This is a genomic window from Arthrobacter sp. UYCu712 (assembly GCF_040547005.1).
In the GTDB taxonomy this organism is placed as follows: Bacteria; Actinomycetota; Actinomycetes; order Actinomycetales; family Micrococcaceae; genus Arthrobacter.
Window position 1 is genome coordinate 89,598 of the sequence record NZ_JBEPOZ010000004.1, and the last position, 25,617, is coordinate 115,214.

Sequence of the window (25,617 nt, forward strand, 5' to 3'; positions counted from 1 at the left end):
GTTTCTTTAGGAGACCGGAAGGAACAGAGTCTCGATTGTTCATTGTTCCGCGTACTTTCCGATCTTTCCGAAGAGTGGTTGAGATCTTCAGAGCTGGGGAATCGGAGACACATCGTGGAAAATACAGCCGTACTGGCACCATCAATTTCGGTCCGTCTATTCGGAAACTTTGAAATACGCCGCGACGGTGCGACGCTCACAGCCACCGACCTGGGTGGATGCAAGCCCCGGCACATTCTGGAAATACTGCTGCTGAACCTGGGCACCCCGGTCTCCAAGATGCGGCTGATCGAGATGCTCTGGGGTGCCGGCGCCAGCGAAGGTGCAGTCGCCACGCTGGAGAGCTACATCAGCGGCATCCGTCGGGCCATCCAGCCGGGGCATACGAAGACGGGGCCACTGCGGACAGCCAATGGCGGCTACGTGCTGGATCCGCAGCTCGTCGAGCTCGATCTTTGGGATTTCCGGGAGCTGTTGCGCTCCGCAGGCCAGTCCCCGCCCGCTGAGGCCTACCCGTTACTGGTCCAGGCCCTCGAACTCTCCGCCGAGCCGCTGCTGGGCTTCGAGCTCGTGGCCGATTGGGCCGACGATGCGAGGACACGCCATTGCGCCGAAAGGGTCGCCGCACAGATTTTCGCCGCAGAAACGGCCGCCGTCCTGGAACGGCCCGACGACGCCATCCTCTGGGCCCAGGCCGCCATCCGCTCCGAGCCGCTGAACGAGAAGGCGTGGACCGTCCTCGTGACGAGCTACGAACGGGCCGGGCTGCCTGCCGAGGGCCTGGCCGCGTACGATCGGTGCCGGCGGCTCTTTGACCGCGATCTGGGGTGCACCCCGGGCCCCGGCCTGCAGGCGGCACACTTGAGGCTCCTCCGCCAGCGGGCGGAGGGGAACGCCGAACTTTCGGAAGTCCTGGCGGCGCTGCTGTACCTCGGCGAACGCCTCGACGGACCCAAGCGCCCGCCGCATCAGGCGGCGGAGTCCCGGCGCATGCATGAGAACGCCGGCAGGGTCCTCGACTCCTTCCTGCAGCGGGTCCGCGCCGCCTTCTGACCGGCTGCTTCCGGGCCGTCACGCGGCTTTGACCACCGGCAGCTCGTCCCAGTGCGTCGTGTAGCGGGGCCTGGATCCGGGGGAGCAGGGCGTACGCCTGCTGGGCGTAGACCGCGGGTACCCGCCGTAGCCCCGCCGGGCCGGTGACCGGGGCGGCGAAGGAGCGGCCGAAGATCAGTTGCTCCCTGCTCATGCGTTCCTCCGGACCGAGGCCCAATTCGCGGGACAGAGCCGCGAGATTGCCCGAGTACGTGCCCTGCTGCACATGCTGCACGAACAGGGTATGACGGTTCGCTCAGCTGACCAGACAACCTTGGACGTCTGGCTCGCCAACGGGCCCTCCGAACGTTGTCGGGTGAAACCGTTCCTGCACTTCTGCGCGGGCAACGGGGCCGGCAGGGCCCTGAATGTCCCAACCCCACCGGTGTCGCCGCTCCCGGTCGTCTTTCTCATCCCGGAGCAGGAGCGCACCCTCCTTCTGGGCAGCGTCCACGATCCTCAGCAGGACATCGAGCCAAGCCTGCGCCTCGCGGCAGGGCTGGTTCTCATTTACGGCGTCAGGAACCACGAGATCACAGGGCTGTCCCTGGCAGACCTCACGCTGACGGAGGAAGCCGTCTGGATTCGTTTCGGCCCCGATCCGCTGCGCCGGACGCCCCATCGGCGCCCAGGTTCTCTCAAAGCGACTCGCAGCGATCGGCGTAAACGCCCGAGCGGCGCGGACTGCGGCCCTCGGACACTTGGCCCAACAGCTTCCTCCGCCGATTCTGGCACGCTTCACCGGCCTCGCCCCTCAACGACTGTCCGCTGGAACGCCGCCGTCTCCGCAAGCTACGCGGGGAATCTGCCAACTCTGAACGCATCGACGGAGGAGTCAGGAAGGACTTGAGGTACGGCGGAGCTCCGACGTCGAGCAGGGTCCGGCTTGATGATGGGTGTCTTATTGGCCGCATCGGCGAGCATACGCAGGGGACCAGGAAAGGAGCCGACAATCAAGGAACGGTCAGGTGCGCGAATACTGCCGCATTGGGGGCTTGGTCCCAAGGAAAACTCCGACAGCTCCCGCGCGATCAGAGCGACGAGCCCTCCAGCGAGTAGTCCAAGCATCACGCCTGGGGTCGTGTACCCCAGCACGTTCAGCGCGATAAAGGCTGCCACAACGAGCACGATGAAGACGAAGAGGCAATCGACCACCGCGCCCAGCCATTTGTTAGCGGATGAGTCGAATCTGTGGTCGCTGGCGCGTACGACAAGCCGCAGTCCAATGACAGCAATAGCTTGCCAGCAGGCGATCGCGCAGATTCCCCAGACGATGGCAGGCACAGTGAGTGGCTTGACCTCCGGGAAGACGGCTACCGCTCTCTCCACTGCGGAGGGGAGAATCCATACCTGGGCGAACGCGGACAAGAGCAGCAAGACGAGAAGTCCCACAGTGAGCGCGAATGCGGTTCGGCGAGCCGTGCTCGCCGCCAAGGACGTCCGCATCGGACCGTCGGACTACGTCCAGTGGCTCGATGACCGCAAGTGGGCGTTCGTGCGCCTCGAAGGCCGCAACTTCGGCGACGCCCCGGTGTCGCTGGAATACAAGCTCGAAGTCTGGGACTCGCCCAACTCCGCCGGCGTGATCATCGACGCCATCCGCGCCGCCAAGATCGGCCTGGACCGCGGCATCGGCGGCCCGCTGCTCTCGGCGTCGAGCTACTTCATGAAGTCCCCGCCGGAGCAGTTCAACGACGACCTCGCCCGCGAGAAGGTCGAGGCTTTTATCCGCGGCAGCGAAACTGCCTGAAAGAGCCATGAGAGAGTGACTCCGGACGTACACGTGGTCCGAGGCTTGTTTTCGGTTTCATCGGATCGCCGTCCTGCGTCGTTTCGATCCGTGTAGCCGTTAGCGCTAAGGATGTTTCAGCCGGTTTTGGTGGTCTGGATGTTGCGGTAGATGGTCATGGGAGTGACGGCGCAGGACTGGGCGATTTCGGCCATGGTGAATCGTCTTGCGTCGTACATGCGCTGGGCTTTGTTTATGAGTTCGGCGGTCATTTTTGGTTTGCGTCCGCCCCTGCGGCCCCGGGCCCGTGCAGCGATCAGTCCGGCCTGGGTGCGTTCACGGATCAACGCAGCTTCGTATTCGGCCATCAGCGCGAACATGCCAAAGATGAGCTTGCCGTGCGCAGTGGTCGTGTCCACGATCCCGTTGGTCTGCACCCCAACGTCGAGCGCGTCGAGGGTAGCCACAATGTCGATGAGGTCGCGCAGGTTTCGCCCGAGACGGTCGATTTTCCAGACCACAAGGGTATCTCCTGGGCGCAGATCATCCAGGCATAGGGTCCACTGGGGGCGGTCGGCCTTGGTCCCGGTTGCGGTGTCTTTGTAGATCTTCAGGCAGCCTTCGGCGTTCAGCGCGTCGAGCTGCAACTGCGGATCCTGATCGGCGGTACTGACTCGCGCATACCCGATTTTGTGTCCCATTCGGACCGCCTAACAAAACGCATAGGGCCTGAGGTGTTTCGTTGGTTTGATTTCGTGGTGGCTTTTGTGAGGGAAAAACACAGTTCTGACGCCCACGCTGCGAGTTGATGCTGGCTCTACCGCAGACGATCGTTACCGGACACCCCACCCACCAGCCTTAGCGCCAGTTCCCGTGCATTGGTCCGCGACCCCGTTGCCCGGTCAACGATCTACCGGACCATCAGGGTTCGCTTCAGACGTGACGGCACGTATCAGGAGCGTATTGGATCGGGCCGCGATGGTGGCACTGAGCCGGCCACCGGGGCGCCGACGTGCCCGTGGATGGTTGGAATTGCTGCCATGCGCAATTTCCGGGCTAGACTGCGCTCAGGACCTCAGGGCGCTGGTATTTCGTCCCCGGAATACCGGGGTGTGTTATTCATCAGTGCTTGATTAGTTCCTGAGGGAATCCGGTGGCCTTTCTTGAGGCCGCATCGGTAGTTTCATGGAAGACGGTTGGTGGCGACGATAAGTCGCTGCTCGCACCGTGTTCCCGGAGTTTTAGGCCCATGGACGGGCAATCTTTCATTGTTGCCCGATCTTCATTTCCCCGAAGGGTCTCCCCATGTCTGATAGCCAAGCACGTCCGCGCCCCAACCGCCGCCGGTTCACCCCCATCGCGCTGGGCGCGGGAGTCCTCGGGACGGTCCTGCTGTCGCTGTCGATGACCGGAACACTGTCCGGGTTCGCGGCCAGCATCACGAACAACACCAACACCGCCGGTTCCGGGTCCCTGGTGATGGAGGAAAAGACCACCGGCGGCACCCCCGTGACCTGCCTGAGCACCGACGGCGGAACGGTCTCCACCAATACCGCAACGTGTTCAACGATCAATAAATTCGGCGGCAGCATGACCATGGTTCCCGGTGGTCCCGCGGTGAATACGCCCATCACCATCAAAAACATTGGCTCGGTCGCGGCCGGCACATTCACCCTCACCCACGGCGCAACCTGCACCCAGTCCAACAACGGCGCCCAGAACGGTACCGCCCTGGATCTGTGCGCGAAGCTCAACGTCGTCATCACCTCCGGCGCGACCACGGTATTCTCCGGCACCGCGGCGTCCCTGGCCGCCGCCCCGGCGTCGGCCATCACGATGCCGCCCGCCCCCGCGGCCGGCGTCAGCGTCCCCTTCAACATCGCCGTGTCACTGGATCCATCCGCCGGTAACACCTATCAGGGACTGGCTGCCTCTCTGCCGCTGACCTGGGCCTTCGCCAGCTGATCCACAGCCCCCACCGGCACCGGAACGGTGCCGCGACGTCCTGTCCGCGGCGCCGATCCCGGCAGGGCAGCCCACCATACAGTTAGGCGTGTCTCATCATGACGGACCTGGCCATGCGGCCGGTGCCGGCCCTTACACCGGACCCCGCACCAGAACCGGCTCTTGAACCGACACCGGCCTCCGGAGTTCACACGGCTCCTGCCGCACCCTCCGGCGGTCAGCGGAGTGCGCACCACCGGGCACGCCGGACCGGCGTCCTGTCGGCGTGGGTACTTTCCGTGGTGGTCGGGATCCTCGTTGTGGCCGCCGTGGTGTTGTACTTGGCGGGCGGGCGCTGGTTCATCATCAGCACCCCGTCCATGGGGGAGGCTGCCCCGGTCGGAACACTCGTAGTCACCTCCCCGGAACCGGTGTCCACCATCCGTGCCGGGGATGTGATTACCTTCCACCCCCCGACCGCGCCGGGCGAGGTGTATACGCACCGGGTCCAGGCCCTCACCGACCCCGGATCTCTAACCACCCGCGGGGACATCAACGGGGCCAACGACCCCTGGACCCTGCACCAGGAGGATCTCATCGGCCGGTCCGTGGCGGTCCTGCCCGGACTCGGCTGGCTGGTCCGTACCGCACCCCTGCTGCTGCTCGGGACCATCTTCCTGTGGGTACTGACCCGCCGGTGGGCCTCCTCCCGGTGGAGGGCGCCGCTGCGCATGACGGGTTTGTCCGTGGTCTTCTCCGCCGCCGCTTTCATCTGGCACCCTTTTACCGGATTCGTCCTGCTGACCGCCAGGACGGACCAGGGCGGGGCCCAGGCGGCAGTTGTCTCCACCGGGCTCCTGCCCATCCGGGTCCGGGCAGCCGGCGGGTCCTACTCCGACCTCACCGCCGGTCAGGTCGGGGACCTGTCCATCCCGTCAATGGCCCAGACCGGGTATTACCAGCTCTCCTCTGCCCTGAACCTCTCGGCAGGCGGCTGGGTCATCCTGGCGCTGCTCTGCGCGCTGCCGCTGCTGTGGTGCCTGATCGTGGGGCTGCCCCCGGACACCACGGCCCGGGACGCCAAGGCGAGGGGCGAGGTCCCGGCGTGAAACCTTCCCGGTACCGGCGACCGGGCGCCCGGGCAGGGGACCGCCGGGACCCCGTGACTGCACTCCTTGTCCTGACCGCCGCGGCCGTGCTGTGCCTGAGCGCCGTCATGGCACCATCGAGTTCGGCAGGATTCCTGGCCAGCGTACAAAACACGGTCAACAAGACCGGCACTGCCAGCTACTTCACCTGCAACGACGCCGTCCTGGCCGACGCATCAAGCGCCGTCTTCGGCTACAAACTCGCCGAAACCACAGGCTCCACCACCGCCGCCGACTTCACACCCACCCCCATAAACGGTACCTACCGCGGCTCCATGACCAGCGACACCACCACAGCGCGGGCCTGCCCCCGAGACCCAGGCGGCACCTACACCCTCAACGGCTCAACCAGCTACGTCTCCACCCCGACCCTGCGAGCCGGACCCAACACCTTCAGCGTGGAAATCTGGTTCAAGACCACCACCGCGGGCGGGAAACTCATCGGATTCGGCAACGCCCAGACCGGCCCCTCGTCCAGCTATGACCGCCACCTCTACATGAGCGACACGGGCCGGATCGTCTTTGGCGTCTACGCCGGTGCCGTAAAAACCATTACCGGCCCCCTGCCCTACAACGACGGGGCCTGGCACCACGCCGTGGCGACCCTCTCCGCGGCCGGGATGAACCTCTACCTCGACGGGCAAAAAGTAGCCGCCGACCCGACTACGACTACTGCCCAGGCCTACAACGGGTACTGGCGCATCGGATACGACAACCTCGCCGGCTTAGCCCCCACCCAGCCCACGAATTTCTTCTTCAAAGGCAGCCTGCGCTTCGCCGCCGCCTACACCACCGCCCTCACCCCGGCCCAGATCACCACCCACTACAACGCCGGCCGCTAAGTGGTGGCCACCCGCCATCTGGCACCGACCCCAGCGCACGATCCCGTTTCACTACTACCCGGACCCATCCGCTACTTTCCCGCGCATTGGTCCCCGACCCCCAAATCACCCTTGAAGGACCCGTCTTTGACCTGTCGCCACTGAGGAATCTGCTGAAATTGCGGGAGCTATCGATTACAGGCGTAGAGATTACGGATGTGTCACCCCGGGCGGACCTGCCCGATCTGCGTTCGGTCGTACTCACCGGCAGCCCCGTTTCCTCGGCGGACCCATTGTTGGCACTCCCGAAGCTGAGGGGCTTCGAAATTGGTTCAGTGAGAATCCCTGTCGAGTCAATGGCAGAGCTCGCGGCCCTGCCCCGGTTCGCCACTTTTGCCTCGCAAGCCACCGGACTTCAAGTTCAGGAGCGCCCAACCTCCGGAATTGCAGCGACCATTCCCTCGGCCGACGTCGTGTGGACGCGCAGGGGCGCGAGCAACTTGTTCGACACCGTCACAACAGGACCCGAATTCGACGGACAAATACCCGGAACGGGGGCTTTCACCGGCGTGCAGACCAGCGAGGACCTAACCGTCATCATGTTCCTGCACCGCCGCGCAGGCACGACCGTGCGGTACTTCGCCCAACTGTCCGAGAACGGCACCACCGCGGGCGGCATGGTAATCAGAAACGGCACCCTCGCCGGAGAATGCTCTATCCAGCCCACACAAGGAACCACTCGTTGGAGAGGGCTCGACAACGGCGCGACTTGGCGTCGGACAGCCGACTTCCTGTGGGCCGGTGTCAGGTCATGGACGATTGTGGCCAGGTGGCGCAGGTACCGTCCGAGCCTGTCCAACGTCTTCGGCCACCGATGATCGCTCCGATTAACGCATGCGCTGTGCCTTTAGTCGCCTGGCGTGACGGTATCGAATTCGCGGTGCAGCCGGTTCCGGGCGGAGTTTTCGATCAAGGTCGGGATATAGATTCTGATCCGCCCGGTGTCCAGCGAGCCGTATTCCTCCGCCACGATTTCTGCGATAAGTGTCTTGGGGGCATCGGGAAACCGAACAGCCAGACGGTCGGTGACCTTCCGGATGGTGGGTTCCTTTTCGTCTTCGCTCACAGCAATAGTGTCGCCACGGACCTCGCGGCCGTCAATCGCTCAGTGGTGCCGGGGCAGCTGCGTCCCGGACGTTCGGAGGCGTCCAAATCCGCGGCTCGGCGCGGTTTAGACCTAGCGCAGGCGATCCGGAAAATCCCCACGGAAGGCTCTGTCCGGCCGCAATGGCGGTGGGCTCAAGGCTGCGCTTCGGCTCCGTCCGTTATGGACAGTCCGGGTCCCACGCGGCGGACCTTGCCCCGGCCGCAGGCCCCTGCAACCATGACATGGTGAACAGGCCAATCGGATACTGGGTCAAGCGGTTGGATGCGTCGCTGGAGGCTCAACTAGATTCCACACTCGCCCGCCTCCGCCTGACCAGAAGACAATGGCACATGCTCAGCGCCCTCAGCGCGGGCCCCATCACGCCCGAGGAAGCAGGGCAGCTCCTGCTGCCCTTCAACGCAGCGGACGGCGACGACGCACAGGAGCGGGACATGGCCGCCCTGGTGCGAAGGAGGCTCGTGATCCTGCTGGACGGCCGTCTCAGCCTGACCGGGGCCGGTTTCGCACTGCACTCCGAGGCATCCGGGCTGGTGGATGCCGCCCGCCGCGAACTGACCGCAGGCATCGGAGCGGACGAGTACGCCATGGCCGTCAGTGTCCTGGAACGCATGAGCAACAATGCAGACCGGCTCGGCACACGCTGAGAGCTTCTATTTCAATACCGCTGCATGCCCCTTGGCGAGGCCGCGCTGCGCGTACCGGAGCCGGACTACAGCACGATGAGTTCGATCGAGTCGTGGTGGGTTGGGAGCCGGCGCGGCGTGCCCCCAGGAAAGAAGATCCAGACGGCATCCCCACCGCCGGCGGTCACTTCATCGACGATACCGATGCCCAACTCCTCCTCGCCGACCCGGACGTGAACCAACTCCCGTGGACATTCCCTCCCGTGGACATTCCCTCGGGTGAACCCCGGGGACCCTGCGTGTGGTCAGTTGGGAACTCCTGTGGACTACCCTCATATTCTGGTGCGACAGCGAAGACCGTGCCGGGAAAGATCTCTCCTTCGAGGGGAAACTGATGAGTTCGGCACGGAATTTGACTGCGGCGACGTAACCGGTAAGAGCCTGGTCGGTACCGGGCATCGTTTTTCGGACCAGGCCCAGGAGCGGGCCGCTGGCGGTGTCCCGAACGGTCAGGTGGGTGATCCCTGTGTGGTCGGAAATGATGAATGTGCGCACGACTTTGAGCAGTCCCAGCGGCAGGCCGCCGCGCCAGTCCATGCGCCGGCCGGGGATCTGCTGGACCCGCAGGCTGAAGGTCCTCTTGCCGCCGTCCCGTGTCCGGATCCGTATCCTGCCCCCATGGCGGATGGCGGATGGCGCCGCTGGCAGCAGTGATCCCGGAGTCCCATACCGGGTAGTTGCCAGCGTCGGTGATGATGTCCCATACCGTGGCGGCTCCGGCAAGAATAAGGGTTTCCGCCTCGGATGATTTCATGTCTGCAACGCTATCCGGCGGCCCGGAAGGCAAGGCCAAAAGGCGACTTTGTGTCATGTGATCGCCCGACAGGTTTGCGATCCCGTTGGATCCGGAGAACTTGCGTCAGCGTCGGGCGTCTCCCGGACGTCGGTGCCTCGCCGCAGTAGGCCTAACTGCCTTCGGGGCTCTCGCCGTCCTCGAAAATCTTGAGGCCGGGCCGACAATCAAGCTGTCCGGTGCGGCGACGAGCCCGGTGTCCTTGTCCTCGTAGTCGAACATGTGCAGGACGTGGCGCATGGCCTCAAGCCGGGCGCGCTTCTTGTCGTTGCTTTTGACCACGGTCCAGGGTGCCCAGCCGGTGTCCGTGGCATGGAACATGGTCTCCTTGGCTTCCGGGTAGGAATCCCATTTGCTCAGTAAACGCCTGATGAACAGTCGCGGCAGATTACCAGTGCTCTCCACATAGGGTTGTCGCGCGTGGCCAGGGTTTGGAGGCCAGGGGTGTTCGGCGGCGGATCCTGGACGGGGCCGCTGGAGCTCCTGAGCCGGTCTGCCGCTCGGGCTGTTCAAAGGCATCCTCACTTTCACCCTGAGGCCTGTGGGTGCGATGACCCGCCTGCGCGTCACAGAGGAATCCAGAGGTCCGCTCCGGTCACTGGCCGGCAGGGCCACCCTCGGTGTGGCAGAGGCAGAAACGATGGCTGGACACGTCAGCGCTGTCAAGGAACGCGCCGAGATACTCGGGTGAGCGCCCACACACTGGGGCCAGGGAGTACGGGTACAACCCCACCCCGTGGACGCATCCGCCAGGTCATCAAACAGGCCTACGACGCCGCCCAAGGATAAGGCCGCGGCCGGGTCAGGTCTTGCACTACCGGTTGGCCTTGATGACGTCGACAATCTTCTGCGCCTCGGCGTCAGAAACTGCCTTCACCGGGTCCCCGGTGAACCGCGCCTTGGCCGAGGAGATGAGCTTGTGGTCGGGCGATCCGCCCAGGATGCTCGTGCACTGGTTCCGGACTTTGTCGATGGACTTGTCATCCCATAGTTCTCGGTCGGCTAGACAGCCTTTTGAACCCTACCGACTAGCCGGGATGATGCTCGGGAACTACGAGTCGCGGCGTTGAGGGGCCGACTTTCCGAAGGATCAGTTTCCGCGTTCCTGATCCGTCGCCGGCGTGGTGGCGGGTCAGGGTATAAACCTGTACCCGATGCCGGCCTCGGTCAGGAAATGGCGGGGGTTGCCGGGTTCTTGTTCGAGTTTGCGGCGGAGTTGGGCCATGTAGACGCGGAGGTAGTTGGCTTCCTTGGCATACGCTGCACCCCAAACTTCGGTGAGGAGTTGCTGCTGGGTGATCAGCTTTTCGGGGTTCCGGGCCAGGAGCTCTAGGATGCCCCATTCCGTCGGGGTCAGCCGCACGTCCTGCCCGTTCCGGGTCACGCGTCTCAGGGCCAGGTCGATGGTGAACGAGGCAGTCGTCACCAGGGGTAAGTCGTCGGCTTGGATGCTCCGGCGAAGGACTGCCCGGAGCCGGGCCAGCAGTTCGTCCAGCCCGAAGGGTTTGGTGACGTAGTCGTCGGCTCCGGCGTCCAGGGCCCGGACCTTGTCGTCGGAGCCGTGCCGGGCGGAGAGGACCAGGATGGGGACGTGGCTCCACTGGCGGAGCCGGGTGATGACGGTGCTTCCGTCAATGTCGGGCAGACCCAGGTCCAGGACGATGACGCCGAACGGGTGCCGTGCTGCTGCTCTAAGGGCCGATTCGCCGTCGGGGGCCGTCGCGACGGTGTATCCGTGGGCGTGAAGAGTGATTTTGAGGGCTTTGAGGATATGCGGGTCGTCGTCGACCACCAGCACGTCGTTCACAGTATGTCCTCTGTCGTGGATGCGGGTTGCGTGTGGTGTTGCCGCAGGATGGCCGACTGCGCCTCCAGCGGGGCTTGGGCGGGGGCCCGAGCGAATGTGGTGCCGGCGGAGAGCGGAAGACGGATCACCATGGTCAGGCCTCCCGCTGGCGTCTGTTCGGCAGTGAGGCTTCCACCCATCGCCTCGGTAAAGCCCTTGGCGACTGCCAGGCCGAGCCCGACGCCGGTGGTCTGCGGGACGTCATCGAGGCGCTGGAAAGGTTGGAACATCCGGACGACGTTTTCGGCCGGGACACCCTGGCCGTGATCGATGATGCGCAGTTCTCCCGCGGGACGGCCGGCCAGGGCTGTGTGGCTGAGCCCTCCTGCTGCTCCGACGAGAACGACGTCTGAGTCCGGGGCATATTTTACGGCGTTTTCGACGATGTTCGCGATGACCCGTTCGAGCATTCCTGCGTCGGCGTCGACTTCGGGCATATTCCCGGGCAGCTCGACCCGGACCCTGCCGGCAGGGGTTCCGTGCAGGGCTCCCGGGATCACTTCGTACCAGCGCACCGGCATGATTATCGGGTTGACCGAATCGGCGGTGATCCGGGACATATCCAGTAGGTTGCCGACCAGCGCGTCCAGCCGGTCGGAGCATTCGTCTATGGTGGCGAGAAGTTCCTGTTGTTCCTCGTCGGTGTAGTGGACGTCGGTCTGCCTCAGGCCTCCGACAGCCAGTTTGATGCCTGCTAGCGGGGTGCGCAGGTCGTGGGACACTGCGCGGAGGATGGAGGTGCGCATGGTGTTGCTTTCGGCAAGCCGCAGGAGTTCCCGCCGGCTGACCGCCAGCTGCTGGCGTTCCTGTTGGGCTGCGAGGTGGACGCCGAACGCGCCCAGAAGCCGCCTGTCGCTGGCCGGCAGGGTCCGGCCGGAGAGGATGAGCCGGGTCGCGGGGTCGATCTGTTCGATGTTCTCCGCTTCGTCAGGTGCGCCGGCTGGGATGTCGCCGGACTGGGCCACGAGTCGCCAGCCGGTATTCCCGACCGTTCCCGCTCCGGTGGACCCTGAGGAGGCGTAGAGCGCGGCACCGCTGACCTGGAACACGTCGAGGGCTTGTTCAAGGAGCCCTTTCAGGGTGTCCTCGGCCGCGGCGGCGCCGCGGGTGAGGTCCCCCAGAGTGGTGGCTTCGGCACGGGCGCGGGCGGCTTCCTTGGACCGGCGGGCGGAGAGGTCGACGACGACTGCGACGGCCGCGGAGACGCCGACGAAGACCAGCAGGGCGAGGAGATTCTGGGGGTCGTTGATGGTCAGGCTGCCCACCGGGGGCGTGGAAAAGTAGTTGACCAGGAGGCTGCTCCAGAGCGCTGCGAGCATGGCCGGCCAGAGTCCTCCGACAAGCGCGACTGCGACTGACCCGGCGAGCTGGACCAGCGCTGCGGTGGCGATGTTCTGGTCCGGGTTCAGGGAGATCAGCATCTGCAGCAACACCGGGAGCACTACGGCCATGACGAAGCCGGCGCCGATCCGGACTCGTCCGAGGTCCCGTTGCCGCCGCGGGCCTGTGCCGCGGCCGCCGAGCGGGTGGGAGACCATATGGACGTCGATGTCTCCGGAGTCGCGGACCACTCTGGTGCCGATACCGCCGCCGAGCAGCGTGCCGAGGAGCCCGGCAAGTTTTCGGTGGCGGGAGATGCCGACGACGATCTGGGTGGCATTGACGCTGCGGGCGAAGTCCAGGAGCGCGCCTGCCGGATCTTCGCCTGTCACCACATGGTAGCTGCCGCCAAGGTCCAGGATCAGGCGGCGCTGGGCCTCGAGCGCCTGTGGTGACTCGCCGGCCACGCCGTCAGCGGCCCGGACGTGGACAGCCAGCAGGTCACCGCCGTTGACGCGGTTGAGGATGCGGGCGCCGCGGCGGATGAGGACCTGGCCTTCGGGGCCGCCGGTCAGCCCGACAACGATGCGTTCGCGGGCTGGCCAGCTTCGCTCGATTCCTTGTTCTTCCCGGTACCGGGCCAGGCCTTCATCCACCCTGTCGGCGAGCCAGAGCAGTGCCAGTTCCCGCAGCGCGGTGAGGTTGCCGAAGCGGAAGTAGTTCGTGAGGGCGGCGTCGATCTTGTCGGCCGCGTAAATCTTAGCGTCGCCCAGGCGCTGGCGGAGCAGTTCGGGGGAAATGTCGACCAGATGGATCTGGTCTGCCCGGCGCACGATCTCGTCAGGCACGGTCTCCATCTGGCGGACGTCGGTGATGGCGTTGACGACGTCGCCCAGGGACGCCAGATGCTGGATGTTGACGGTGGAGAGGACGCTGATGCCGGCGGTGAGGAGTTCGTCGATGTCCTCCCAGCGTTTGGCGTGCCGGCTGCCCGGGATGTTGGAGTGAGCGTATTCGTCCACGATCGCGGTGCCCGGGGCGCGGTTCAGGACAGCGTCGAGGTCCATTTCCTCGAACTCGGTCCCGCGGTAGGGCAGACGCCGGGGCGGGATGATTTCGAGCCCTTCCAGCAGGGCGCGGGTATCGTTGCGCCCGTGGTCCAGCGCCCAGGCGACGACGACGTCCTCGCCGCGTTCGCCCAGCCGGTGCGCCTCTTCGAGCATCTCGTAGGTCTTGCCGACCCCGGGGGCGGCCCCCAGGAAGATCCGTAGCGTTCCACGTGCCATGGCCTCATCCTCTCACTTGGACCGCGACGATTCGGCGGCGGCCGCCACGTCCAGGTTCAGAGCCGTGATGTTGACGGACGGCTGGCCCAGGAAGGCCTCGAGGCCTCCGCTGGTGTGCCGGGTGACGAGGGACATCAGGGTGTCGGCGCTGAGCTGCTGTGCCTCGGCGATGCGGGGAACCTGCAGCCGCGCATAGGCGGGCGAGATGTCCGGGTCCAGCCCGGATCCGGAGGCGGTCACAGCATCGGCTGGCACCTTGGCCTCGTCGATGCCTTCAGCGGCGGCGATGGCGGCCCGGTTGGCGGTGACGGCGTCGAGGAGTTTCGGGTCGTTGGGTCCTAGGTTGCTGGCCGAGGACGACGCAGGGTCCCAGTTCACTGCCGAGGGCCGGGCATGGAACCACAGCGGGTCCTGGGCTCCGGCCTCGTCGGCGGAGGCCTGGGCGATCAGGGCCGAGGCCGCCGGGGCGCCGGCACCGTCCTTGATGATGGAGCCGTTGGCCTGGTAGGGGGCGATGAGCTGCCCGACGCCGAAGACGGCCAGGGGATAGGCGACGCCGAGGACCAGGGTGGCGAAGAGCAGGAACCGGACGGCGGTGCCTGCCTGCCGGAAGTAGCCGGTGAGAGTGTTCATGGAGATGTTCCTAGCCGATTCCGGGGATGAGGGAAATCAAGAGGTCGATGATTTTGATGCCGATGAAGGGGGCGATGAGCCCGCCGAGACCGTAGATCAGCAGGTTCCGCGCCAGGGCCTGGTTGGCGGAGACGGCACGGTATCTAACGCCGCGGAGCGCGAGCGGCACCAGGGCAATGATGATCAGGGCGTTGAAGATCACCGCGGACAGGATGGCCGAGGACGGGGTGGCGAGCCCCATGATGTTCAGCAGCCCCAGCCCCGGGAAGGCGGCGGTGAAGAGGGCCGGGACGATCGCGAAGTACTTGGCGACGTCGTTGGCTACCGAGAAGGTGGTCAGTGCGCCTCGGGTGATGAGCAGCTGCTTGCCGATGCCGACGATGTTGATGAGCTTGGTGGGGTCGGAGTCAAGGTCCACCATGTTCGCGGCGTCCTTGGCCGCCGGGGTGCCGGAGTTCATCGCGACGCCGACGTCTGCCGCGGCCAACGCCGGGGCGTCGTTGGTGCCGTCCCCGGTCATGGCCACCAGCCGCCCTGCGGCCTGCTCCTTTTTGATGACCGCGAGTTTGTCCTCCGGGGTTGCCTCGGCCAGGAAGTCGTCGACCCCGGCCTCGGCGGCGATGGCCTTGGCGGTGATGGGGTTGTCGCCGGTGATCATGACGGTTCGGATGCCCATCTTGCGCAGTTCGGCGAAGCGGGCGTGCATGCCGGGTTTGACGACGTCGGCGAGGTGGATGGTCCCCAGGACGTCCGCCCGGCCGTCGCTGTCAATCTGCGCTACGAGCAGGGGTGTGCCGCCCTGGGCCGAGATTTCCTTGACCCGGTGGTCGACTTCCGCCGGGGTGTGGCCGCCGTAGCCGGCGACGAAGGCCGCGACCGTGGAGGCGGCGCCTTTGCGGATCATGCACCCGTCAAGGTCCAGACCGCTCATGCGCGTGCTGGCGCTGAAGGGGATTACGGCAAAGTCACCGGAGTTGCCTTCGAGGGTGGTCAGATCGGATCCGGTCACGCCCCTGTCCGCGGCGAGGTCCACGATGGAGCGTCCCTCAGGCGTTTCGTCGGCCAGGCTGCAGACCCGGGCCGCTTCGATGAGTTCGGTCCGTTCCACATGGTTGGCGGGGTAGAAGTTGACGGCGCGGCGGTTGCCGTAGGTGATGGTGCCGGTCTTGTCGAGCAGGAGGGTGGTGATGTCCCCGGCGGTTTCCACGGCGCGGCCGGATGTTGCGAGCACGTTGTGCTGGACCAGGCGGTCCATGCCGGCGATGCCGATCGCGGGGACCAGTGCCCCGATGGTGGTGGGGATCAGGCAGACCAGCAGGGCGACCAGGACGATCGGCGACGGTGTGGCGCCGGCGAGGGCGGCGAACGGGGCCAGGGACATGGTGACGGCCAGGAACACGATGGTCAGGGACACCAGCAATACGTGGAGCGCGATTTCGTTGGGGGTCTTCTGCCGCACGGCGCCTTCGACCAGTTTGATCATCCGGTCGATGAACGTCTGTCCCGGTTCGGCGGTGATACGGATGACGATCCGGTCCGAAAGGACCCGGGTGCCGCCGGTGACCGAGGACCGGTCGCCGCCGGATTCCCGGATGACGGGGGCCGATTCGCCCGTGATGGTCGATTCGTCGACGCTGGCCAGGCCTTCGATGATTTCGCCGTCCGAGGGAATGACGTCCCCGGCTTCGCAGATCACGACGTCGCCCCGCCGCAGCTCCGTTCCGGGCATGTCTTTCGTGGTGCCGTCGGGCTGCCGGAGCCGGGCCTGAACCCCTTGGCGGCTGGCGCGGAGGCTGTCGGCCTGGGCTTTGCCCCGGCCCTCGGCGATGGATTCGGAGAGGGTACCGAACAGCACGGTGAGCCAGAGCCATGCGGTGACGGCGATGCCGAACACCGACGGCTTGTAGGCGGAGATCACCGTGCACAGGGCTGCTCCGACGAGCACCGTGAACATGACCGGGGAATGGATCATCTGCCGCGGGGAGAGTTTCCGGACCGCGAGGGGCAGTGCGGCGATGACGGACGCGAGCGTGAGTTTTGCCGGGGCCTTGGTGTGGTGTTTGTGCTCGCCGGGGGTGTCGAGGGGGTTGCCGTCGGCGTAGGTCTGGGCCGCGGTGTCCGAGGCTGATGCCGTGCTGGACGGGGTCATTTGAGGAGTCCTTCTGCGAGGGGGCCGAGTGCAAGGGCCGGGAAGTAGCTCAGGGCGGTAAGGATTACTGTCACGCCCAGCAGCAGCCCGCCGAAGAGCGGGCCGTGGGTGGGGACGGTGCCGGCGGAGGCGGGAATCTTGCCCTGCCGGGCGAGGGAGCCGGCGAGGGCTAGAACCAGGGCAATGGGGAGGAAGCGGCCCAGCAGCATGGCCAGGCCCATCATGACCGAGAGGTATGGGCCCGAGGTGGTGATGCCGCCGAACGCGGAGCCGTTGTTGTTGGCCCCGGAAGTGAAGGCGTACAGCACTTCGCTGAATTGGTGCGGCCCTGTTGACGGGGCGTTGGTCATGACGTCCGGGAGCAGGACGGTGATGCCGGCCAGGGCCAGGACCAGGGTCGGGGTGACCAGGATGTACAGGGCGGCGAGCTTCATTTCCGTGGGGCCGATCTTCTTGCCCAGGTACTCGGGGGTGCGCCCGACCATGAGCCCGGCGATGAAGACGGAAATGATGGACAGGATGAGCATGCCGTAGAGACCTGAGCCGGTTCCGCCGGGTGCGACTTCGCCGAGCATCATGTTGACCATGGCCACCCCGCCCGCCAGCGGCGGCAGGGAATCGTGGGCGACGTTGACGGCGCCGGTGGAGGTCAGGGTGGTGGACGTGGCGAAGATCGCACTTGACGCGGGTCCGAAGCGCTGCTCAAAGCCTTCGCCCAAGCCGCCGGCCGCGGTCGTCGCGGTTCCCTGGCCAGAAGCCACGGCCCAGCCCATCAGCGAAACCGATGCCAGCCACAGGGTGCCCATGACAGCGGCGACTGTGTAGCCCTGCTTCTGGTCGCCGACCATCCGGCCGAAGGCGTAGGGCAGGGCCGAGGGGATGAGCAGGATCAGGAAGACCTGGAAGAGGCTGATGAAAGCGTTCGGGTTCTCAAATGGATGGGCGGAGTTGGCATTGAAGTAGCCGCCTCCGTTGGTGCCGAGTACCTTGATCGCCTCCTGGGAGGCGACCGGGCCGCCGGGAATGACCTGCGAGACCCCCGAGGCGTGGTTCGCGACGTCAGCGGACCAGAAGTTCTGGACCACCCCGCCGAGGACCATCACGATGGCGCCGACAAAAGCGAGTGGCAACAACACCCGGAAGGACGTGCGGGTCACGTCGACCCAGAAGTTGCCGAGCCGTTCCGTCTTGGTTCGCGCAATTCCACGGATGAGGGCGATCGCGACGACGATGCCGACGGCGGCGGAGAGGAAGTTCTGAACCGCCAGCAGCGTCATCTGCACGAAGATGCCGACCGTGGTCTCCGGTACGTAGGTCTGCCAGTTGGTGTTGGTGACAAAGGAAATAGCCGTGTTCATGGCCACCCACGGGTCAACTCCGGTCAGCAAGCCGGCGCCGGGCAGGAGATCCTGGACCCGCTGCAGGCCGAACACGGCCAGGATGGAGACGACGGCAAACGCCAGGACGCTGCGCAGGTACACGGACCAGCTCTGGTCGGTACCGGCGTCGATACCGGCGAGCCGGTAGAACAGCCGCTCGGGCCGGCTGGAGGTCGTGCCCTCGAAGACCCGGGCCAAGTAGGCGCCGAAGGGCTTGTGCAAGGCTGCCAGGATAATGAGAAGTGCCGCCACCTGGACAACAAAGGATGCGGAGTTGAAGGTCATGATCCGCTCACCACTTTTCCGGGTGGATCAGGACGGCCAGCAGGTAGCCGAAGAGGCACAAACCGGCAATCAGCAACACGAGCCACATGATAGCATCGGCGCTCATAGTCCGCCCTCCGCCCGGTCGTCGGGACCGGCGGCCATCCCGGCCAGGACGTGGCCGATCCACACCACGAACCCCATCGACACTAAGAGAATTCCGAGCACAGCCAGGTCGGCCATTGCAGGTTCCTTTCATCCGCGCCCCGTCTGCGGGGCTACTGAAAGTCAACTCCCCTCCAGAGGGAAAAGGCCGGTTCCTGACGGTTTCTTAACGCCCGGAGGGCCGATCTTGACGCCGTCTTAACGTGCGCGGAAGCCGGGTGGATTTTCGCTGCCGTCCCGCCGTCTTTCGCAACATGCCGGCGGTCGGTTCGTCAGGGATCCGTTCCCGCCGGGCTGATGGGCGCGGCCAACGCGGAGGCGCCGGCGAACCAGAGGATCGCGATGGTGCTTAGGTCATAGACGGTGGCGAAGCCGTCCCCCAGGTATTCGTGGGCCAGGAACGCCAGGGCGCGGCCATTCGCCAGGCCGCCGGGTTCGAATTCGTGCGCCGGGATCAGGGGCTGTTCGGCCTGCAGGACGCCAAGGGGGTCCACCAGGGCCCCGGCGCGGTGAGCGACTCCCACTTGAAGAAGCATCCATGGTGGCAGGTGATGTGCCTGACCGGTGTCGATTACTTCTCCACCATCGGCTACCAGCCCGCTATCGCGGCCCTGGCCGCCGGCGTGATCTCCCCGTTGGCTACGCTGGTGCTGGTGGCAGTTACCCTGCTGGGCGCCCTGCCGGTCTACCGCCGTGTAGCCGGGGAAAGCCGCCACGGCCCACGCCATCCAGAACCCCTTTGCCCCGAGCTGGATGCAGGGCCAGAACGTCCTGGTGACCTTGTTCCTGCTTGCCTGCTTGGCGCCGTGTTCCTGCGCGGCTTCAAGGAGGCCATCGGTGTTGCGGTCGTTCTTGTCGGAATCTACCTGAGTCTGAATGTCATAGTAGTGATCACGACCATCTTTGAGGTGTTCGCCCACCCGGTTGCCGCGAGGGACTGGTGGCTTGAACTGACCACCTCGCACGGGAACCCGTTCATGGTGGTCAGGATCGCCCTGCTGGTCTTCCCCAAGCTGGCTCTGGGACTGTCCGGCTTCGAAACAGGGGTAGCCGTGATGCCGCAGGTCCAGGGGCGCCCTGGTGACACCGAAGACAATCCGGTGGGCCGGATCGAGGGGACCCGCCGGCTCCTGACACCGAAAGGGCTTGGCGTTGCACGGAGGAGCTGATGGAGCGGTGGGCGATGGTGACGTGGTCGCGGCCACGGATCTCGTTCCAGATCGCAAACCCAAGGACCAGGAACGTGGTGATCTTGATGCCGCCTGCGGTGCCTGCGCTGCCACCGCCGATGAACATCAGAATATTGGTGATCATGAGCGTCTCAGGGGATGCAGTGGCGTAATCGATGCTGTTGAAGCCAGCTGTGCGCGGGAAGACACTCCCGGCCAAGGTCGGGAGGAGTTTCCCGCCCAACGACATGGGACCCAGGGTCTCATCCCGGTTCCATTCAAAGGCGCCAAAGAGCGCGAACCCGACGGCGAGGAGCAGCATGGTGCCGAAGATGGTCAGGCGAAGGTGGACGGTCCAGTCTTTCATCCTGACACCGCCATTGAGCAGGGCGATGAGCACGGGGAAACCGAGGCCTCCGGCGACCACTGCCAGGCAGACCAGGACGATGATCCAAGGGTCGTCGGCGAAACTGATCAGATTGTCGGTGTAGAGGGCGAAGCCGGCGTTGTTGAACGCTGAAACAGCGTGAAACGTCCCGTGCCAGAGCGCTGTACCTGGATTGTCGTCGTAGGCAAACCAGAAGCGGACCGTTAGGACGTCGCCGAAGTTCAGGGTGTGTGTTTCGGATTGTGCGACGAGCTGGCCCCGGAGCCCGATGTTTTTGCGCACGAGCAGCGCCAGCAAGGTCGCCAATGACATGATGCCGAATCCGCCGACTTGAATCAGCCCGAGGATCACGGCATGTCCGAAAGGAGTCCAGAACGTTGGGGTGTCGACGGTGATCAGGCCTGCGACGCAGACAGCCGAGACGGCTGTGAACAGTGCCGGGAGTACGGGGTCTGCCTCCGCTGTAGTCCGCGCGGCGGGCAGCATCAGGAGTCCGGAGCCCAGGAGGATCACGGCGAGGAACGCCAGGGGCACCGAACGGACGGGGTGCAGCAGCCCTCGCCCGATTCTGTCGCCTTGGGCTTTGATCCGCGGCTGCATTCGCCGGCCGCCATTCGAGGGGCGGCATTGCGGATCTTCAGCCTCGGGAGAGCCTGGCGATCAGGGTGAACGCCACTACGGCAGCGCCCGCGACATTCATCATGAGGTAGCAGCGGCGGTCGTCCCGGTGAGAGAAAAGGGCACTGGAACGGGGCGCTCCGGCGAGTCCGCCCCCTGGGTAAACCCTCTGAGGTGCCGGCATCGGATGGTCCTTTCCCTTCGTCGGCCCGCCCCGTCTGTACCGGTCCGTGACCCGGCGGGACTGCCGAGAACATCACGGAGCGTAACACCGGAAATCCGGCGCACGGCGTCCCGCGGGGCAGTATTTACGAATCCTTAACGCCTCCGCTTCCCGGAGGGCTGCACACCTTGCCCGCTCTGCCTCACGCGTTGCGCATACCTCCGGGACGGGAAGAATGTGCTGGTCTTCCTGGCCCGTTCGGGTGCTTGTATGCTGTGGATCGGAGAGCCGGGAAGCCTGGTCGGCCCGTGGGCGATGCCCGCGGAACGCCCCGGCGACCGCCTCGGGCGTTCGGGTGATGACCTGAGGAGCAGACGGCTCATGAATGCAGCATTACAACCTGTCATCGAGACCCTAGGTCTTGTAAAGGATTTCGGCAGGACACGGGCACTGGACGGTCTGAACCTGAGCGTCGCCGCCGGTGAAATCCACGGCTTTCTGGGCCCCAACGGTGCGGGCAAATCCACCACCCTGAGGGTGCTTCTGGGGCTGATCCGCCCCACCACCGGTACGGCCCGGGTCTTCGGCCTGGATCCTTGGGCCGATCCTGTGGCCACCCATCGGGACATCGCTTACGTCCCGGGGGATGTGAGCCTGTGGCCGAACCTTACAGGCGGGGAAGTCATCGATCTGCTCACCGGCCTGCGCGGCGGCGCCGATGGGAATCTGCGCCGGGAGCTCATCGAAGAGTTCGAGTTCGACCCGCGGAAGAAGGCCCGCACCTACTCGAAAGGCAACCGGCAGAAAGTCGCCCTGATCGCGGCGTTCGCCCGCCCTGCCCGGCTGTATCTGCTGGATGAACCCAGCGCCGGCCTGGATCCGGTGATGGATGCCGTGTTCCGCCGCCAAATCGAACGTGCCAGCAAGGACGGGGCGACCGTCCTGCTCTCCAGCCACATTCTCAGCGAGGTCGAACAGCTCTGTGACCGGATCACCATCATCCGTTCCGGAATCGTCGTCGAGACCGGGACCCTCGGTGAACTCCGGCACCTGAAACGCACGCATTTTCGGGTCACCGGGCTGGCCGAGCCGGCACGGCTGGCGGCGTTGCCCGGCACGCACGGGATCAGCGTCGACGGCGCCGCCGCCGAGTTCGACGCCGATGCCGCCGACCTCGGTGCTGTCCTGGCCGGCATCGCCGAGCCAGGGATCAGCGGACTCACGGTCGCACCGCCGTCCCTGGAGTCCTTGTTCCTGCGCCACTACAGTTCTCGTAACGGCAGTGAGGTGAAGTGATGCCCGGCGTGGTGGAACTGGCGCTGTTCCAGGCCCGCAGGGACCGGGTGACGCTGCCGGCCTGGATCTTGGGCATCGCTCTGCTCGGCTTCGCGACCTCCAGCGCGGTCGCCACCCAGTTCGGTGACGAGGCCGCGCAGACCGCGATCCTGACCCTGGCAGCATCGAACCCGGCTTTCCTCTTCGTTCGCGGTCTGCCCGACGGCACCGGCGCCGGGGCGGTCGTGTTCTTCCAGGGCTACGCGTTTACGGCGGTCCTGGCAGGACTGATGAGCACCTTCCTGGTGGTGCGACACACCCGCACCGATGAAGAGCTCGGACGGGCTGAACTCCTTGGCTCGGTTCCGCTCCCGCGGGCAGCGTCGCTGGCGGCGACGCTCCTGCTGGGCGCTGTCGCGAACCTGCTCCTGGCCGTGTGCGTTGCTGCCGGTTTCGTCGCGGCCGGGCTGCCGGTTCCCGGCTCCGCGGTGGCCGGGGCCGCCGTTGGTGCTGCCGGTGCGTTCTTTGTGGGTGTCGGCGCGGTCGTTGCCCAGGTTCTGCCCTCGGGCAGGAGCACGAATGGTGCCGCTGCAGGCCTGGTCGGCGTTGCGTATCTGCTCCGGGGGGTCGGGGACGCCCTGGGCACCCCGGCGACGGACCTCCTGCACGTGGCCAGTGCGTGGCCGTCGCTGCTGTCGCCCATCGGCTGGGGCCAGCGGGCACGGCCGTTCACCAGCCCGGACCTGTTCGCGCTGGTGGTCCTTCTCGCTGCCGCGCTGGGCCTGGCAGCAGCTGCACGGCTGATCCGGCAACGGCGGGATGTGGGCGCCAGCCTTTGGCCCCAGCGCGAGGGCAGGGAGCGCGCAGGAGTCGGGGGCACATCGTTCGTGGGCCTGGCCTGGCGCCTGCAACGCTCCACCCTGGCCGGATGGTGCGTCGGCGCCGCGGCCCTGGGCGCCGTGGCCGGCGCTCTCGGCCCCCTGGTTAGCCAGACCGTGTCCAGTGTCGCGCCGTTGAAGGAACTCATTGCCCGGCTCGTGCCGGGGGGCCAGGCCGGGCTGATCGACGTATTCATCACGGCGCTGCTGGGCGTGGCCGGGGTGTTCGCAGCGGCTGCAGGCATTCAGGCGGTGCTGCGGATGCGCGCAGAAGAGGCCGAGGGCAGGGCCGAACTCCTTCTGGCCGCGCCGGTGTCCCGGGCCCGGTGGCTTGGCGCGAACCTGGTTATCGCCGCCGTCTCCGCGGTCGTTGTCTCCGGAACGGCCGGCACTGCTGCCGCCATCGGCCTGGGACTCACGGGCACCTCTAACGGACCTGCAGGGTCCTTGGTGCCGGCAGCGATGGCGCACGTTCCCGCCGCCCTGGTCTTCCTCGCCGCGGCCTCCGTGGTCTTCGCCGCCACACCGCGGCTCAGCATCCCGCTGGGGTGGGGGATGCTGGCGGCCGGACTTGTCCTGGGCGAATTCGGCGAGCTGCTCGGCCTGCCGGAGTGGCTCCAGGATCTGAGCCCGTTCCGGCACTCCTCAGCCATGCCCGTTGAGCCCTTCGACCCGGCCGGGGCGCTGGGCCTGGCCGTTACCGCGGCCGCCCTGGCCGGCCTGGCCGCCTACTCCATCCAACGGCGGGACCTGACCGGGTGAAATTCAACGTGTGCGAAATTTCCCACCGCCGGATCAAAGCACCTGCTGCTCCGAAGTCAAAGGAGATATTCAGGCACGGGATGCCATGAAGGCACTGACGGCTGCTTGGGCTTCTTCGCGTGCCGGTCCGAGCCAAAACAGATGGCTGGGCGCTGACAGTTCGACGAGCACGGCCCCGGGGATGGTCTCCGCGTAGTCCTCCGCGTGGGCGAAAGCGACACCGGCATCCAGGCGTGACGCGGCCACCAAGGTCGGGCAGGGGGTCCGGGATTGGACCAGCCGGCGGCATGAGGCACGATCGGGTCGGGACTGCTGCAGATCGTTGACGAAACATGCCTCCGTCGCCCAGGCGAGGTGTCGTGATCGGCGATAGCGGGCGCCGTGCGTGCTGGCATCGGCACGTGAGCCTATCTATTCTGGCGTCATTTGGCCTGGATGAACCCGATGACTCCAACTGGATCAAGCAGTATCCCAAGGATCTTTGAAACTCCGTCAGCGGCAATAATGATGAAGTCGACCCGGCGCAGTGACCAGAGTGGCCCAAACAGCTACTGCCGCATGCATGTCCTTCTCCAACCGGTGGCGTCCATTAGGGTTCCAACGTTTGCGGAGCCTATACCCGTTGGATCAAGCTTCCGCCGTGCGGGCGTACCCGCGAAGCAACACGGGAGTGCCTTCATCCCCGCCGTCGTCGGCGTTCCTGATGCGACGCCGCTGATCAGCACCGGGCAGCGGACAACCGTCGACAGCGCCGCGGGCAACGTCCGCTGAGCGGCGTCCGACGATTGAGGCTCAGCGTTTCAGTGGATTACCCGGTAGCGCACGTGGGTGACGAGGCGGGTGCCGCTCACTTCCGTCGGCTCAAGCTTGAGTTTCGCGACGCCGTCGAGCAGCCGCTCGCCTGCTCCCAGGACGACGGGCGCGATGTGGAGCCGCAACTCGTCGATCAGCCCCGCCGAAAGGTATTGGCGGACGGTCTGCGCTCCTCCGGCTATGGCCACGTCCTTGCTGCCAGCAGCCTTCCGCGCCTGGGCCAGCGCCGATTCAATCCCGTCGGCCACGAAGTTGAAAGTGGTGCCGCCCTGCATCTCCAGGGGCTCGCGTGGATTCTGGGTGAGCACGAGCACTGGTGCGTGATAGGGCGGTTCCTCACCCCACCATCCCCGCCATGCCTCATCCCACGTCCCGGTCCCCGCGAACATGTTCCGTCCCATGATGTAGGCGCCGGCCGCGAGGATGCCTTCGAGCGCGGCCGCGTTGGATTCGGGTTCTTCGAACTGCCACCTGTGCAGGAGTTCTCCGCCGTCGCCCAGGGGCTCCGCCAGGCTCTGGTTCGGGCCGGCAGCGAAGCCGTCGAGGGAGATGGTCAGGTCGCACGTGACGCGGCTCATGCGCCCATCATGCCACCACCGGGCGGTTCGGAACCGGCTGCGCGTCCAGAAGTTGTCGTCGATTTCGGAGAGCTATTCGCTGAGTAGATGCTCCGCCAGCCAGCGGCACCGAGGCGCCCGGAGGTTAGTTTGGTCACGTGTCCGGTTTTCGGCGAAAGTCCCGGCGCAGGCGGCCGCATACTTGGAATAGCCCCGGCACATTTACCCCACCGCCAGGCCTGAGGAGGGTCCATGAAAACCTTGAAAGACGTCGCAGCGCACCAGTACTTCGTTGCGGCAAAACGAGTCGTCAGCAATGAGTACTTCCCGGCCGGCGCGGTGCTTTTCGGCGTGGTCCTCTTCTGGACCCTGGGGCTTTTGGGTGGCCTCTCGCTGCTGAGCGCGGGCCAGACGCTGCTGACGACGATCAGCTGGCTGTTGTTCGTGTATGCCGCCACGGTGCTGTCACCGATCGCGGGGCTGCTCGCAGCGACCGATCTCATCCGCCGCTGGCTGCGCAACCGGACCCCGGACGACGCCCCGGCCTAGGCCCCGGCGCCCGTATGGGGGGCGT

General features: G+C 65.9%; 23 protein-coding genes and 3 pseudogenes. 11 read left to right on the forward strand and 15 right to left on the reverse strand.

Features of this window, described 5'->3' with window-relative positions; translation table 11 throughout:
- Window positions 1-114: 114 nt before the first annotated feature.
- Entirely contained in the window at window positions 115-1,053 is a 939-nt protein-coding gene (locus ABIB51_RS05730; RefSeq protein ID WP_354186346.1) for an AfsR/SARP family transcriptional regulator, read from the forward strand.
- An 831-nt stretch (window positions 1,054-1,884) separates the two neighbouring features.
- Here the strand turns inward: ABIB51_RS05730 and ABIB51_RS05735 are convergent.
- Window positions 1,885-2,376: a DUF2975 domain-containing protein gene (locus ABIB51_RS05735; RefSeq protein WP_354186348.1), complete on the reverse strand. Its 492-nt coding sequence runs from the start codon at window positions 2,374-2,376 to the stop codon at window positions 1,885-1,887.
- Between the two features lie 133 nt (window positions 2,377-2,509).
- Here ABIB51_RS05735 and ABIB51_RS05740 point away from each other — a divergent pair.
- Window positions 2,510-2,842, forward strand: a pseudogene (locus ABIB51_RS05740) (inositol-3-phosphate synthase); the annotation flags it as partial.
- A gap of 116 nt (window positions 2,843-2,958) precedes the next feature.
- On the opposite strand, the gene ABIB51_RS05745 reads toward ABIB51_RS05740, so the two are convergent.
- Window positions 2,959-3,522, reverse strand: a complete 564-nt coding sequence (locus ABIB51_RS05745) for a recombinase family protein (RefSeq protein ID WP_354186350.1) — start codon at window positions 3,520-3,522, stop codon at window positions 2,959-2,961.
- A 604-nt stretch (window positions 3,523-4,126) separates the two neighbouring features.
- On the opposite strand from ABIB51_RS05745, the gene ABIB51_RS05750 reads away from it, so the two are divergent.
- From ABIB51_RS05750 to ABIB51_RS05765, 4 genes are all read left to right on the forward strand, one after another.
- The gene (locus tag ABIB51_RS05750; protein ID WP_354186352.1) at window positions 4,127-4,786 is read left to right on the forward strand and encodes a hypothetical protein; all 660 of its coding nucleotides are present in this window, start codon (window positions 4,127-4,129) and stop codon (window positions 4,784-4,786) included.
- Between the two features lie 98 nt (window positions 4,787-4,884).
- Window positions 4,885-5,874, forward strand: coding sequence for a S26 family signal peptidase (locus ABIB51_RS05755; RefSeq protein WP_354186354.1), 990 nt, complete (start codon window positions 4,885-4,887; stop codon window positions 5,872-5,874).
- Between the two features lie 53 nt (window positions 5,875-5,927).
- Window positions 5,928-6,755, forward strand: coding sequence for a LamG domain-containing protein (locus tag ABIB51_RS05760; protein ID WP_354186356.1), 828 nt, complete (start codon window positions 5,928-5,930; stop codon window positions 6,753-6,755).
- Window positions 6,756-7,090: 335 nt separating this feature from the next.
- The gene (locus ABIB51_RS05765; RefSeq protein ID WP_354186358.1) at window positions 7,091-7,612 is read left to right on the forward strand and encodes a hypothetical protein; all 522 of its coding nucleotides are present in this window, start codon (window positions 7,091-7,093) and stop codon (window positions 7,610-7,612) included.
- A gap of 29 nt (window positions 7,613-7,641) precedes the next feature.
- On the opposite strand, the gene ABIB51_RS05770 is transcribed toward ABIB51_RS05765, so the two are convergent.
- Entirely contained in the window at window positions 7,642-7,860 is a 219-nt protein-coding gene (locus ABIB51_RS05770) for a three-helix bundle dimerization domain-containing protein (RefSeq protein ID WP_354186360.1), read from the reverse strand.
- Window positions 7,861-8,231: 371 nt separating this feature from the next.
- Here ABIB51_RS05770 and ABIB51_RS05775 point away from each other — a divergent pair, with 371 nt between their 5' ends.
- Window positions 8,232-8,546 (forward strand): MarR family transcriptional regulator, encoded by a 315-nt coding sequence (locus ABIB51_RS05775; RefSeq protein WP_354186362.1) that lies wholly within the window; start codon window positions 8,232-8,234, stop codon window positions 8,544-8,546.
- 65 nt (window positions 8,547-8,611) lie between these two features.
- Here ABIB51_RS05775 and ABIB51_RS05780 read toward each other — a convergent pair whose 3' ends face one another.
- From ABIB51_RS05780 to ABIB51_RS05820, 9 genes are all read right to left on the reverse strand, one after another.
- Complete coding sequence (locus ABIB51_RS05780) at window positions 8,612-8,737, reverse strand: hypothetical protein (RefSeq protein ID WP_354186364.1); 126 nt, start codon at window positions 8,735-8,737, stop codon at window positions 8,612-8,614.
- A 707-nt stretch (window positions 8,738-9,444) separates the two neighbouring features.
- Window positions 9,445-9,699: a hypothetical protein gene (locus ABIB51_RS05785; protein WP_502916076.1), complete on the reverse strand. Its 255-nt coding sequence runs from the start codon at window positions 9,697-9,699 to the stop codon at window positions 9,445-9,447.
- 811 nt (window positions 9,700-10,510) lie between these two features.
- Window positions 10,511-11,185: a response regulator gene (locus ABIB51_RS05790; RefSeq protein ID WP_354186366.1), complete on the reverse strand. Its 675-nt coding sequence runs from the start codon at window positions 11,183-11,185 to the stop codon at window positions 10,511-10,513.
- The gene (locus ABIB51_RS05795) at window positions 11,182-13,830 is read right to left on the reverse strand and encodes a DUF4118 domain-containing protein (protein WP_354186368.1); all 2,649 of its coding nucleotides are present in this window, start codon (window positions 13,828-13,830) and stop codon (window positions 11,182-11,184) included. The genes ABIB51_RS05790 and ABIB51_RS05795 overlap by 4 nt, the downstream gene beginning before the upstream one ends.
- 12 nt (window positions 13,831-13,842) lie before the next feature.
- Window positions 13,843-14,463, reverse strand: coding sequence for a K(+)-transporting ATPase subunit C (kdpC, locus tag ABIB51_RS05800; protein ID WP_354186370.1), 621 nt, complete (start codon window positions 14,461-14,463; stop codon window positions 13,843-13,845).
- A 10-nt stretch (window positions 14,464-14,473) separates the two neighbouring features.
- The gene (kdpB, locus tag ABIB51_RS05805) at window positions 14,474-16,612 is read right to left on the reverse strand and encodes a potassium-transporting ATPase subunit KdpB (protein WP_354186372.1); all 2,139 of its coding nucleotides are present in this window, start codon (window positions 16,610-16,612) and stop codon (window positions 14,474-14,476) included.
- Window positions 16,609-18,276, reverse strand: a complete 1,668-nt coding sequence (gene kdpA, locus ABIB51_RS05810) for a potassium-transporting ATPase subunit KdpA (protein WP_354186374.1) — start codon at window positions 18,274-18,276, stop codon at window positions 16,609-16,611. The genes kdpB and kdpA overlap by 4 nt, the downstream gene beginning before the upstream one ends.
- Window positions 18,277-18,283: 7 nt before the next feature.
- Window positions 18,284-18,382, reverse strand: a complete 99-nt coding sequence (locus ABIB51_RS05815) for a potassium-transporting ATPase subunit F (protein ID WP_084475820.1) — start codon at window positions 18,380-18,382, stop codon at window positions 18,284-18,286.
- Window positions 18,383-18,692: 310 nt separating this feature from the next.
- Window positions 18,693-18,944, reverse strand: a complete 252-nt coding sequence (locus tag ABIB51_RS05820) for a hypothetical protein (protein ID WP_354186711.1) — start codon at window positions 18,942-18,944, stop codon at window positions 18,693-18,695.
- A 27-nt stretch (window positions 18,945-18,971) separates the two neighbouring features.
- Between ABIB51_RS05820 and ABIB51_RS05825 the strand changes: the two are divergent.
- Window positions 18,972-19,556, forward strand: a pseudogene (locus tag ABIB51_RS05825) (amino acid transporter); the annotation flags it as partial.
- 70 nt (window positions 19,557-19,626) lie between these two features.
- Here ABIB51_RS05825 and ABIB51_RS05830 read toward each other — a convergent pair.
- Window positions 19,627-20,577 (reverse strand): annotated as a pseudogene (locus ABIB51_RS05830) (potassium transporter TrkG); the annotation flags it as partial.
- A 562-nt stretch (window positions 20,578-21,139) separates the two neighbouring features.
- On the opposite strand from ABIB51_RS05830, the gene ABIB51_RS05835 reads away from it, so the two are divergent.
- Entirely contained in the window at window positions 21,140-22,054 is a 915-nt protein-coding gene (locus tag ABIB51_RS05835; protein ID WP_354186376.1) for an ABC transporter ATP-binding protein, read from the forward strand.
- A complete protein-coding gene (locus ABIB51_RS05840; protein ID WP_354186378.1) occupies window positions 22,054-23,673 on the forward strand; it encodes an ABC transporter permease in 1,620 nt (539 codons plus the stop codon). The genes ABIB51_RS05835 and ABIB51_RS05840 overlap by 1 nt, the downstream gene beginning before the upstream one ends.
- 69 nt (window positions 23,674-23,742) lie before the next feature.
- On the opposite strand, the gene ABIB51_RS05845 is transcribed toward ABIB51_RS05840, so the two are convergent.
- Both ABIB51_RS05845 and ABIB51_RS05850 read right to left on the reverse strand, forming a co-directional pair.
- Entirely contained in the window at window positions 23,743-23,919 is a 177-nt protein-coding gene (locus ABIB51_RS05845; RefSeq protein ID WP_354186380.1) for a hypothetical protein, read from the reverse strand.
- 554 nt (window positions 23,920-24,473) lie between these two features.
- Complete coding sequence (locus ABIB51_RS05850) at window positions 24,474-25,064, reverse strand: dihydrofolate reductase family protein (protein WP_354186382.1); 591 nt, start codon at window positions 25,062-25,064, stop codon at window positions 24,474-24,476.
- Between the two features lie 231 nt (window positions 25,065-25,295).
- Between ABIB51_RS05850 and ABIB51_RS05855 the strand changes: the two genes are divergently transcribed.
- Window positions 25,296-25,592, forward strand: coding sequence for a hypothetical protein (locus ABIB51_RS05855; RefSeq protein ID WP_354186384.1), 297 nt, complete (start codon window positions 25,296-25,298; stop codon window positions 25,590-25,592).
- The last annotated feature ends 25 nt before the right edge of the window (window positions 25,593-25,617 follow it).